Source organism: Oscillibacter sp. MSJ-31, assembly GCF_018918025.1.
Classification (GTDB): domain Bacteria; phylum Bacillota; class Clostridia; order Oscillospirales; family Oscillospiraceae; genus Hominicoprocola.
The window spans coordinates 1-11,517 of record NZ_JAHLPT010000036.1 but is presented as its reverse complement, the minus strand read 5'-3'; the positions used below and the strand labels follow the sequence as shown (position 1 = coordinate 11,517).

The following is an 11,517-nucleotide window of genomic DNA, read 5'->3' as shown; positions in this document are numbered from 1 at the left end:
TGAACGCCATGCACCGTAAAATCCTTGACTACCATACCGCACAGGAGCTATTCGACGCTCACGTCAATTCCCTGCTCTAATTTTTTCAAAAATGTTCGATTGGGTATTGACAATTTTCAACGGCGGCGGAAAAAGCGAAAAAAAGTGCGCGGCTTATCAGCCTTTGTTGCAAAAACCACGGCAATTCCACCACATTTAGTTTATACTTGTTTTTACCCACCACAAGATATTGTAAGAAAATTTCAAAAACCTCTTGCATTGTGCGCGAGAGTATGCCATAATTTGAAATGCAGACGGTCAACTGCCACAAGATATTGTGTTGTAGGATAGATTTTATCGGATATTTTAGAGTAAGGGAGAGCTGCTGCATGAAGGTCATCAAAAGAAACGGCGCGGAGGTCGAGTTCGACATCGTCAAGATCATTGCCGCCGTCACCAAGGCAAACGCCGCCACGGAGGAGGACGCGCGCATGACGCCCGTTCAGATCCAGCGCATCGCCGAGAGCGTGGAGCTGGCCTGTCAGGGTCTGGGCCGCGCGCCCACGGTCGAAGAGATCCAGGACTTCGTCGAGCATCAGATCATGGCGCACGGCGCGTTTGAGGTCGCCAAGCGCTACATCACCTACCGCTACACCCGCTCGCTCGTGCGCAAGAGCAACACGACGGACGACAAGATCCTCACCCTCATCGAGTGCAACAACGAGGAGGCCAAGCAGGAGAACAGCAACAAGAACCCCGTCGTCAACTCCACGCAGCGCGACTACATGGCGGGCGAGGTCAGCCGCGACCTGACCAACCGCATCCTCCTGCCCGAGGACATCGTCAAGGCGCACGAGGAGGGCATCATCCACTTCCACGACACGGACTATTATGCCCAGCACATGCACAACTGCGACCTCGTGAACCTCGAGGATATGCTGCAGAACGGCACCGTCATCACCGGAACGCTCATCGAGCGTCCGCATTCCTTCGCCACCGCCTGCAACATCGCCACGCAGATCGTCGCGCAGGTGGCGAGCAACCAGTACGGCGGGCAGAGCATCTCGCTCACGCACCTTGCGCCCTTTGTGGACGTTTCGCGTCAGAAGATCCGCAAGCAGGTGCTTGCCGAGATCGAGGAGCTTGGCGTCGCGCAGGATGAGACGAAGATCGCCCGCATCGTGGAAAAGCGCCTGCGCGAGGAGATCCGCCGCGGCGTGCAGACGATCCAGTATCAGGTCGTCACGCTCCTGACCACGAACGGACAGGCCCCCTTCATCACCGTATTCATGTACCTCAACGAGGCGCGCAGCGAGCAGGAGAAGCGCGATCTCGCGCTCATCATCGAGGAGATGCTGCTTCAGCGCTACGAGGGTGTGAAGAACGAGCAGGGCGTGTGGGTCACGCCCGCGTTCCCCAAGCTCATCTACACGCTCGAGGAGGACAACATCCACGAGGATTCGCCCTACTATTATCTCACAAAGCTCGCCGCAAAATGCACGGCGCGCCGCATGGTGCCCGATTACATCAGCGAAAAGAAGATGCTCGAGCTCAAGGGCGACGTGTATCCCTGCATGGGCTGCCGCAGCTTCCTCACGCCCGACCGCTTTACCGACGCGGGCGTGGGCAACATCGCCAACGCCGGCAACTACGAGCCGGGCAAGCACAAGTATTACGGCCGCTTCAATCAGGGCGTCGTGACCATCAATCTGCCCGACGTCGCGCTGTCCTCGGGCGGCAACATCGAAAAATTCTGGGATATTTTTGAAGACCGGCTCGAGCTCTGCCACCGCGCGCTGCGCTGCCGCCACGACCGCCTGCGCGGTACGCTCTCCGACGCCGCGCCCATCCTCTGGCAGTACGGTGCCTGCGCCCGCCTCAAGAAGGGCGAGCCGATCGACCGCCTGCTCTACGACGGATACTCCACCATCTCCCTCGGCTACGCCGGACTCTATGAGTGCGTGAAGTACATGACCGGCAAGAGCCATACCGACCCCGCAGCCACGCCGTTCGCCCTGTCCATCATGCAGAAGATGAACGACAAGTGCAAGGAGTGGAAGACTGCCGAGAACATCGACTATTCCCTCTACGGCACGCCGCTGGAGTCCACGACCTACAAGTTCGCCAAGTGCCTGCAAAAGCGCTTCGGCATCATCGAGGGCGTGACCGACAAGGGCTATATCACCAACAGCTACCATGTCCACGTCACCGAGCCGATCGACGCCTTCACCAAGCTCAAGTTCGAGGCGCAGTTCCAGCACCTCTCGCCCGGCGGCGCGATCAGCTACGTCGAGGTCCCCAATATGCAGAACAACCTTGAGGCCGTGCTGCAGGTGATGAAGTTCATTTACGACAACATCATCTACGCCGAGCTGAACACCAAGTCCGACTACTGTCAGGTCTGCGGCTGGGACGGCGAGATCGAGATCGTCGAGGACGGCGGCAAGCTCATCTGGCGCTGCCCGAAGTGCGGCAACACCGATCAGGACAAGATGAACGTCGCCCGCCGTACCTGCGGCTACATCGGCACCCAGTTCTGGAACCAGGGCCGCACGCAGGAGATCAAGGAGCGCGTGCTGCATCTGTAAAGACCGAAGAATAAAAGTGCAGAGCAAAAGCGCAGACCCGTTTCGGGTCTGCGCTTTTTGTGCCTTCGTTCATTTTTCCAGCAGCGCACGAAGCTCGCCTGCATCGGCGGCCAACTCGGCTGCTCCCGCTTCGAGCAGCTGCTCGCGGTCGCGGAAGCCCCACGTCACCGAGATGCAGGGGATGCCCGCGTTCCGCGCCGTCTCAATGTCCACCTCGCTGTCGCCGACGTAGACCGCGCGGGACTTGTCCGCGCCGAGCGCCGCGAGCGCGTCATTCACCATGTCGGGCGCGGGCTTGCGGCGGCGCTGCGCCGTCTCGCCCATGGCGATGTCGGCAAGCGCGCCGAAGTGCTCCGCGACCAGCGGACGCACCGCCTCGTCCGGCTTGTTGGACACCACCGCAAGGCGGAAGCCCTCCGCCTTGAGCGCCGCCATCAGCTCCAAAACGCCCGCGTAGGGCTTCGTCTTGATCTGGCAATGCGCGGCGTAGTAGGGCTTGTAAAGCGCGAGCGCCTTCGCGACGGTCTCCTCGTCCGCGTCCGCGCCGAGGGCGCGGCGCATCTGCATCTCTGCGCCGTTGCCGACGAAGCGCCGCATCTCCGCGAGCGTCCGCTCGGGATAGCCCAGCTCCCGCAGCGTGTGGTTCGCCGCATCGCAGATGTCCTCGAGCGTGTCGAGCAGCGTCCCGTCAAGGTCAAATAGGACGGTATCAAATCTCCGCATGGTTCGTCAGCCCCTTTCTTCAGCCTGCACCCGCCGCGCGACCTCCTGCGTGAAGCGCGCGGTCGCCGCGCTCGGCGGCACGTCGCGCAGCGTACACATATCGACGGAGCGCGGCGGGATCTCAAAGTCGGTTTTCAGCTCGCGGATCGCGCCGCTTTCCAGCTCCGCGGTCACGAACTCCCGCGTCACGCCCGCCACGCCGAAGCCGATGCGGGCGAGGTCCACGAGCAGGCTCCTCGCGCCCAGCTCGATCTCCGGCGAAAGGGAAACGCCGTGCGCGAGGAAGTATTTCTCCAGATACACGCGCGAGCTGGCCTTGCGCTCGAGCAGAATGAGCGGCAACGCCGCGAGCTCCTGCATCGAATAGGCGCGCTCAAAGTCGCAGGGATAGTCCGCCGCGGCGACGAAGCACGAGTGCGTCGCAAAGCACGGCACGCAGCTCAGCCCCTCGTCCTCGCTCGGCGACGAGGCGAACGCCACGTCCACCTTGCCCGAGCGCAGCAGGCCGAGCACCTTGTGGCTGCGGCCGCTGATGATCTGAATATGGATGTTCGGGTACTTCTTGTGGAATGAGTCGAGGTGCGGCAGCAGAAATTGGCTCGTCACCGTGTCGCTCGCGCCGATGACGAGCTTGCCCATCTGCAGGGCGCGCGTCTGCGCGAGCTTTTCCTCGCCCGTTTCCAAAAGGCCCATCGCGCTGCGGACGTGCTCGAAAAGCATTTGCCCGTCGTCCGTGAGCGTCACGCCGCGCGGGGAGCGGATGAACAGCCGCGTCTGTAAGGCGCCCTCGAGCTGCTTGACGCTCTGGCTCACCGCGGACTGCGAAATGTAAAGATTCTGCGCCGCGGCGGAAATATTGCCCGTCTCCGCGACCTCGCGGAATACGCGGTACAGCTCTAACTTTGCGGTCATAGCTCTGTCCTCCTCAGATCTCGCGCCGGCCCTCGAGCGCGCGCATGAGCGTCGCGTCGTCGGCAAATTCCAGATGTCCGCCCACGGGGATGCCGTAGGCGAGACGGGTGACCTTCACGCCAAAGGGGCGCAGCAGCCGTGCGAGATACATCGCCGTGGCCTCGCCCTCCGTGTCGGGATTGGTCGCCATGATGACCTCGTCGATGCCGCCGGCGGCGACGCGCTCGACGAGGGACTTGATCTCCAGATCGTCGGGACCGACGTGGTTCATCGGTGAGATGACTCCGTGGAGCACATGGTAGCGCCCGCTGTACTCGCGCGAGCGCTCAAGGGCCGCCACGTCGCGGGCGTCCGCCACCACGCAGATCACGCGCTCATCGCGCTTGGGCGAGGCGCAGATGGGGCAGAGCCCCCCGTCCGTCAGGTTGCGGCAGATGGGGCAGCACGTCACCTTTTTCTTCGCCTCCACGATGGCGTCGGCGAACTCCTGCGCCTCCGCGTCCGTCAGGCTCAGCACATGGAACGCCAGCCGCTGCGCGCTCTTGCCGCCGATGCCCGGCAGCCGCGCGAACTGCTCGACCAGCTTTTCCAGTGCTGCGGGAAAATACTCCATACCTTGTTAACCCTCTCTCAAAGCCTTGATCTTCGCGGGGATGTTCGCCGCCTTGTAGACCGCGCTGCCCGCGACCAGCACGTTCGCGCCCGCATTCACGCAGGCGTCGCGCGTGGCGGTGTCCACGCCGCCGTCCACCTCCAGCTCGCAGTCCGGGTTGACCTCGTCGAGCATTGCGCGCAGCTGCGCGACCTTGGGCATCATGTCCGCCATGAACTTCTGCCCGCCAAAGCCCGGCTCGACCGTCATCACCAGCACGATGTCGCACTCCTTGAGGTACGGCAGCGCCGCCTCGGCGCGGGTGTTGGGCTTGAGCACAATGCCCGCGCGCTTGCCCTTCGCGTGGATCTTCTCCAACGCGGCGTGGATGTTCTCGGGGAAGTCGGACTCGACGTGGACGGTCACGAGGTCCGCGCCCGCGTCGCAGAACTGCTCAACGTAGCGCACGGGCTTGGTGATCATCAGATGCACGTCCAGCGGCAGCCCGGTCACGGGCCGGATGGCCTTGACCACCGGGATGCCGATGGAGATATTCGGCACGAACTCGCCGTCCATGATGTCCACATGGACGTAGTCGGCGGTGTCGATCTTCCGAATGTCCCGCTCGAGATTGGCGAAGTCGGCGGAGAGAATGGACGGTGCGATCTTGATGTTCATGGCGGCAGCCTCCTGTGAAAAAACAGATTCAATTTATTGTAGCAAAGGCCGCGCCTAAAATCAATCGCAAAATAAAAATGTAAAAGATACTTGACATTTTGCAGATGAGGTGTTATGCTCATGAATGTAAAGCAAGCTTGACTTTCTAAGAACGGAGCACAGCATGAAAAATATCATCGAACAAAAGCGGAAGGAGCGGGGCATGACGCAGCAGCAGCTTGCCGCGGCGCTCGGCGTCTCGCGCCAGACCATCATCTCATTGGAAAACGGGAAATACAATCCGTCCATCCTGCTCGCCCACGCCATCGCAAGGCTGTTCAGCGCGCAGATCGAGGACATCTTTCTTTTTGAGGAGGAAGAAGCATGAAATTGAAGGAACAGAAAAAATTCGGCATTTTGTGGCTGAGCGTCGGCGCGGCGCTTTTTCTCGCGGGACTGCTGCTGGGGGAGACCGGATACAGCAGCTATATCAGCGGCTTCGGCGGCGCACTGACGGCTGTCGGCCTTGTTCGCCTGCTGCGGGTGCGTCGCCTGAGCCGCGACCCGGAGAAGGCAGCGGACTACGATGCCTCGCTCAAGGACGAGCGCACGGCGTATGTTGCCAACAAGGCGCGCAGCATGACCTTTTTCATTTGCGTTTACGTTCAGCTCGCCGCGGCGCTGCTGGCGATCCTGGTGTTCGAGCAGCCGCTTGTCGGGCAGGTGCTCTGCGGCCTGACCTGCCTGCAGGGGCTGCTCTACACCGTATTCTATTGGCATTATGACAAGGTCTATTGAGAAAGAAAGCATGCACGCATTGGAGGTCAGCGGCCTTTCCCGGCCCCTCAGGGACTTCCGACCGCAAAGCGCCGGCTTCCCGGGCGAGCGGTCCGCGAGCTGAAATCTTAAAAAAGTGTTAAACGGAAACGCGGCGCTTGTCAACGCCGCGTTTTTATGCTATCCTAACGGGTGGTCAAGGTGGGAAGGGCCTTCCCTTTCCGCTCCGGCCGCCGCGTTTCTCCCGAGAAAGCTACAAAAGGAGACCCTGCGCATGAAGCTCGATCATCGCCGCACGATCCTCGTCGGCCTCGCCTTTTTGTCCATCTGCTCGTTCTGGCAGATGTACGACAGCGTCATCCCCAAGATCCTGACCGAAACGTTCCGTCTGAATGAGACGCTCTCCGGCGCGATCATGGCGCTGGACAACATTCTGGCGCTTTTCCTGCTGCCGCTGTTCGGCGCGCTCTCCGACCGCACGAGCACCAGAATCGGCCGCCGGATGCCCTTCATCCTCCTCGGCACGGCCTGCGCCGCCGTGCTGATGAACCTGCTGCCGGTGTTGGATAACCGCTACGCCGCTGCTCCCTCGACCGGGAAGCTCGTCGGCTTCGCCGCCGTGCTGGGCCTGCTGCTCGTGGCGATGGGAACCTACCGCTCGCCCGCCGTCGCCCTCATGCCGGACGTGACGCCCAACCCCCTGCGCTCACGCGCGAACGCCATCATCAACCTCATGGGCGCCATCGGCGGCATCATCTATCTGGCTGTCGCGGCGGTGATGTACCCGAACGCCAAGATCGCGGGCCTCGCCCACGTCAACTATCAGCCGCTTTTCCTCGTCGTTTCCGCCGTCATGCTCGTGAGCGTCGCGGTGCTGTTCCTGACGGTGAAGGAGCCGAAGCTCGCCGCGGAGACGCGCGCGCTCGAGGCGCAGCATCCTGAGTGGGACCTCACCGAGGACGACGGCAGCGGCAATGAGGTGCTGCCTAAGCCCGTCAAGCGGAGCCTTGGCTTTCTGCTCGTGTCCATCGCGCTGTGGTACATCGGCTACAACGGTGTAACGACCTGGTGGTCCACCTACGTCGGCGCGGTCATGGGACAGGGACTCGGCGGCGCGTCCACCTGTCTGCTCATTGCCACCGCCGGCGCGGTCGTCAGCTACATTCCCATCGGTCAGCTCGCCTCGCGCATCGGCCGCAAAAAGACCATCCTCTTCGGCTGCGCCCTGCTCGCCGCGATGTTCCTGACCTTCTATTTCCTCACCACGCTCTACTCGACCATTCATCCCGTCATGTTCGTCTGCTTTGCCCTCGTGGGCTTTGCGTGGGCGGCCATCAACGTCAACTCGCTCCCGATGGTGCTGGAGATGTGCCGCGGCAGCGACATCGGCAAATTCACCGGCTATTACTACACCTTCTCCATGGCGGCGCAGGTCGTCACGCCGGTGCTTGCCGGCACGCTGATGCGTCATATCAGCTACCGCGTGCTCTTCCCCTACGCGGCGCTCTTCGTCGGCGCGTCCTTTGTCACGATGTGCTTTGTGCGCCACGGCGATTCCAGAGCTGAGGCCAAGAGCGGCCTGGCCGCCTTTGAGGATATGGACGACTGAATTCGGCAATTTCCGATAACAAGAAGTGATATTTCGTGCAGACTCTACAATTAGTTATCCTTTTCGCGCTGTTTCTGCTCACCGTCTGGCTCTTTTTTCTCAACAGCCGTGCCAACCATCCGAGCTGGGCGGCGCTGGAGCATCGGCGCTACGCCCACCGCGGGCTGCATTGCAGCGCCGACAGCGTGCCGGAGAACTCCCTTGCGGCCTTTCGCCGCGCCATCCGGCACGGATACGGCTCGGAGCTGGATGTGCATCTGCTGCGCGACGGCACGCTCGCCGTTTTTCACGACAGCGACCTAAAGCGCATGACCGGCGTGACCGGCGTGCTTGAGGACTGCACGGCGCAGGACCTTGCCGCGCTCCACCTTGCCGGTACGCCGGAAACGATCCCACAGCTGTGTGAGGTCCTTTCCCTTTACGAGGGCACGGGCCTGCCGCTCGTCGTGGAGCTCAAGAGCTATCGCGGCAACCACCGCGCGCTTGCCGAGCGCACGGCGAAGGAGCTGGACAAATATCAGATCCCTTATTGTATGGAGAGTTTTGACCCGCGCTGCCTGATGTGGCTGCGCGCCTTCCGGCCCGAGATCATCCGCGGCCAGCTCTCCGAAAATTTCCGTAAGGACGCGCGGGGCTGGGAGCATTTCGTGGGCTTCCTGCTCTCGAACCTCCTGTTCAACGCCTTCACCGCGCCCGACTTCATCGCTTATAAATTTGAGGACCGCCGGCGCTTCGCGCCGCGCATCTGCCGCGCGTTCTACGGCGCGCATATGTTTTATTGGACCGTCCGCACCTATGAGGACCTGAAGGCCGCGGAGCGCGAGGGCGCGCAGGCGATCTTCGAGGGCTTCGACCCGGACGGGGCAGAGAGAAAATCAGAAAGAAAAGAGGACACTCCATGAGCGAGACTCCGAAGAGACGCCGGGGCGACCGCAGAGACGCGGCGCTCCTGCGCGAGACCGACGCCCTGCACTTTATCATGGGCATCATCTACCCCCACCGCGCCGACAACGAAGCCTACATCGCCGAGCGCATCGATCTGGAGCCCATCAAGGCCTACCTTGCGAAAAAGAACGTCGAGGGCATCGAGTTCAAGTACACCTTCTTCCACGTCATCGTGGCGGCGCTGGTCAAGACCATCACCCTGCGCCCCAAGCTCAACCGCTTCTACGCGAACGAAAATTACTACCAGCGCAACAAGGTCACGGCGGGCTTTATCATCAAGAAGGAATTTTCCGACGGCAGCGAGGAGGCGGTCGCCCTGCTTGACGCTGCGCCGACCGACACCGTGGACACCGTTCACGAGGAGATCCGCCGCCGCGTCTACGCCACGCGCCATGAGCAGAAGCTGAATACCACGGACAACAGCATGGATATTCTCAACAAGCTGCCGCGCTTTCTCTCCAAGGCGGCGATCCGCTTCATCCGCTGGCTCGACCGCCACGGCTGGTGTCCAGATTTCCTCATCGGAGCCGATCCGAACTATGCCTCGGTGTTCCTCTCCAACCTCGGCTCCATCCGCCTGCGCAGCGGCTACCACCATCTCACGAACTGGGGCACCTGCTCGTTCTTCTGCGTCATCGGCGAAAAGAAGTGGACGCCGCTTTACGATCAGAGCGGCCTCGTCGCCATGCGCGAGACGGTCGACCTCGGCTTCACGGTCGACGAGCGCATTGCCGACGGCTATTACTATTCTAAGAGCATTCGGCTCTTCAAGCACCTGCTCGCGCACCCCGAGCTGCTCGAGCTGCCATTTGAACAGGAGGTCGATTATGACTGAGATCACTGCCAAGACCCCGTGGGCGGGTCACACCGGCGACGTGCCGCTGCATCTGGACTACTTTGACGGCTCGATGTTTGAGGCGCTCGAGCTGATCGCCAAGAAGTACCCAAGGAACATCGCGTTCGACTTCATGGGCAAGGCCACGACTTATCCCCAGATGATCGAGGAGATCAAGAAGTGCGCCCGCTCCCTCAAGACCATCGGCGTGCGCGCGGGCGACAAGGTGACGATCGCCATGCCCAACTGCCCGCAGGCCATCTATATGTTCTACGCTGTCAACCTCGTCGGCGGCATCGCGAACATGATCCATCCCCTCTCGGCGGAGAAGGAGATCGAGTTCTATCTCAACGAGTCCGAGAGCGTCACCGCCATCACGCTCGACCAGTTCTACAACAAGTTCGAGAGCATCCGCCAGAACACAAAGGTCGTCAACATCATCATCGCGAGCGTCAAGGATGAGCTGAGCAAGCCCGTCCGCGCGGGCTATATGCTCACCGAGGGCCGCAAGATCGCCAAGATCCCGAAGGACGCGCCGGTCATCCGCTGGAAGGAATTCATGAACATGGGCAAGGCCTGCTTCTGGAATTATTCCGTCAAGCGCACCGGCGACGACCCCGCCGTCATCCTCTACTCCGGCGGCACGACCGGCACGACCAAGGGCATCGTGCTGACGAACAGGAACTTCAACGCGCTTGGTCAGCAGGTCATTGCAGCGAACCCGATGTTCAACCCCGGCGACAAGATGCTCGCCGCCATGCCGCTGTTCCACGGCTTCGGCCTCGGCGTGTGCGTCCACACCATGCTCTCGCAGGGCGGGCGCTGCATCCTCGTGCCGCGCTTTACCGCCAAGAGCTATGCAAAGCTCATCACCAAGTATCACTGCAACTTCATCGCGGGCGTGCCCACGCTCTACGAGGCGCTGCTGCGCCTGCCGAGCATGGAGAACGCGGACCTCAGCTCGCTCAAGGGCGTGTTCTCCGGCGGCGACAGCCTGTCGATCGAGCTGAAGAAGAAGCTGGATAAATTCCTCTACGCCCACGGCGCGCCCGTGCAGGTGCGCGAGGGCTATGGCACCACCGAGACCGTCACGGCCTGCTGCCTGACGCCGCCGCACATGTTTAAGGAGGGCTCGATCGGCGTGCCCTTCCCCGACACCTACATCAAGATCGTTGAGCCGGGCACCGATCAGGAGGTCCCCTACGGCACCGAGGGCGAGATCCTGCTCGCCGGCCCCACCGTGATGAAGGAGTACATGAAGCACCCCGACGAGACCGCGCAGACCCTGCGCCGTCACGCCGACGGCCTCACTTGGGTCTACACCGGCGACCTCGGCACGATGGACTCGGAGGGCTTCGTTTACTTCCGCGGCCGTGCCAAGCGCATGATCGTCTCGTCCGGCTACAACGTCTACCCCGGTCAGATCGAGAACATCCTCGACGCGAACGAGATGGTGCAGATGAGCTGCGTTATCGGCATCCCCGACGCCTACCGGATGCAGAAGGTCAAGGCCTTCGTCAAGCTCGCCGCCGGCATCCCTGCGAACGACGCGACCCGTCAGGCGCTGATGAGCTACTGCTCCAAGCACATCGCGAAGTACGCCATGCCCTGCGACATCGAGTTCCGCGACGAGCTGCCCAAGACGCTCGTCGGCAAGGTCGCCTACCGCGTTTTGGAGGAAGAGGAGCAGGCCAAGCACGCCGCCGAGGCGCCCGCCGCGCCCGCCGAGGAGGAAAAGAAGTAAGGCAAAAAGCGAGCCGCTCACAGAGCGGCTCGCTTTCTTGTATACCAAAACCACGCGTTAGACGCGTGGTTCGGTAAGAATTAAATAGTTGAGGAGAAAAAACTCCTTCTGGTAAGATAAAGATGCGGTCTGCCAACTGCAACTTATAAACCAGAA

General features: G+C 61.6%; 12 protein-coding genes. 7 read left to right on the top strand and 5 right to left on the bottom strand.

The annotated features are described in order from the left end of the window. Positions 1 to 85: 85 nt before the first annotated feature. Entirely contained in the window at positions 86 to 382 is a 297-nt protein-coding gene (locus tag KQI17_RS12845; protein WP_216496605.1) for a hypothetical protein, read from the bottom strand. Between KQI17_RS12845 and nrdD the strand changes: the two genes are divergently transcribed. Continuing rightward, positions 369 to 2,567, top strand: coding sequence for an anaerobic ribonucleoside-triphosphate reductase (nrdD, locus tag KQI17_RS12840; protein WP_216496604.1), 2,199 nt, complete (start codon positions 369 to 371; stop codon positions 2,565 to 2,567). The two genes, KQI17_RS12845 and nrdD, sit on opposite strands and share 14 nt — an antisense overlap. 69 nt (positions 2,568 to 2,636) lie before the next feature. On the opposite strand, the gene KQI17_RS12835 is transcribed toward nrdD, so the two are convergent. Genes KQI17_RS12835 through rpe form a run of 4 tightly spaced genes read right to left on the bottom strand, consistent with a single transcriptional unit; the run spans position 2,637 to position 5,472 of the window. Next, positions 2,637 to 3,290, bottom strand: a complete 654-nt coding sequence (locus KQI17_RS12835) for an HAD family hydrolase (RefSeq protein ID WP_216496603.1) — start codon at positions 3,288 to 3,290, stop codon at positions 2,637 to 2,639. 6 nt (positions 3,291 to 3,296) lie between these two features. Continuing rightward, a complete protein-coding gene (locus KQI17_RS12830) occupies positions 3,297 to 4,202 on the bottom strand; it encodes a LysR family transcriptional regulator (RefSeq protein WP_216496602.1) in 906 nt (301 codons plus the stop codon). A gap of 13 nt (positions 4,203 to 4,215) precedes the next feature. After that, the gene (recR, locus tag KQI17_RS12825) at positions 4,216 to 4,815 is read right to left on the bottom strand and encodes a recombination mediator RecR (protein WP_216496601.1); all 600 of its coding nucleotides are present in this window, start codon (positions 4,813 to 4,815) and stop codon (positions 4,216 to 4,218) included. A gap of 6 nt (positions 4,816 to 4,821) precedes the next feature. Continuing rightward, entirely contained in the window at positions 4,822 to 5,472 is a 651-nt protein-coding gene (gene rpe, locus KQI17_RS12820; protein ID WP_216496600.1) for a ribulose-phosphate 3-epimerase, read from the bottom strand. 163 nt (positions 5,473 to 5,635) lie between these two features. Between rpe and KQI17_RS12815 the strand changes: the two genes are divergently transcribed. The 6 genes from KQI17_RS12815 (at position 5,636) to KQI17_RS12790 (ending at position 11,361) form a co-directional block, all read left to right on the top strand. Further along, entirely contained in the window at positions 5,636 to 5,839 is a 204-nt protein-coding gene (locus KQI17_RS12815) for a helix-turn-helix transcriptional regulator (RefSeq protein ID WP_216496599.1), read from the top strand. Then, the gene (locus tag KQI17_RS12810) at positions 5,836 to 6,249 is read left to right on the top strand and encodes a hypothetical protein (RefSeq protein ID WP_216496598.1); all 414 of its coding nucleotides are present in this window, start codon (positions 5,836 to 5,838) and stop codon (positions 6,247 to 6,249) included. The genes KQI17_RS12815 and KQI17_RS12810 overlap by 4 nt, the downstream gene beginning before the upstream one ends. A 253-nt stretch (positions 6,250 to 6,502) precedes the next feature. Next, the gene (locus tag KQI17_RS12805; RefSeq protein ID WP_216496597.1) at positions 6,503 to 7,837 is read left to right on the top strand and encodes an MFS transporter; all 1,335 of its coding nucleotides are present in this window, start codon (positions 6,503 to 6,505) and stop codon (positions 7,835 to 7,837) included. 35 nt (positions 7,838 to 7,872) lie between these two features. Continuing rightward, positions 7,873 to 8,739: a glycerophosphodiester phosphodiesterase family protein gene (locus KQI17_RS12800; RefSeq protein WP_216496596.1), complete on the top strand. Its 867-nt coding sequence runs from the start codon at positions 7,873 to 7,875 to the stop codon at positions 8,737 to 8,739. Next, entirely contained in the window at positions 8,736 to 9,617 is an 882-nt protein-coding gene (locus KQI17_RS12795) for a hypothetical protein (RefSeq protein ID WP_216496595.1), read from the top strand. Before KQI17_RS12800 ends, KQI17_RS12795 begins: the two co-directional genes overlap by 4 nt. Then, positions 9,610 to 11,361, top strand: a complete 1,752-nt coding sequence (locus KQI17_RS12790; RefSeq protein WP_216496594.1) for a class I adenylate-forming enzyme family protein — start codon at positions 9,610 to 9,612, stop codon at positions 11,359 to 11,361. The genes KQI17_RS12795 and KQI17_RS12790 overlap by 8 nt, the downstream gene beginning before the upstream one ends. Positions 11,362 to 11,517 lie beyond the last annotated feature (156 nt).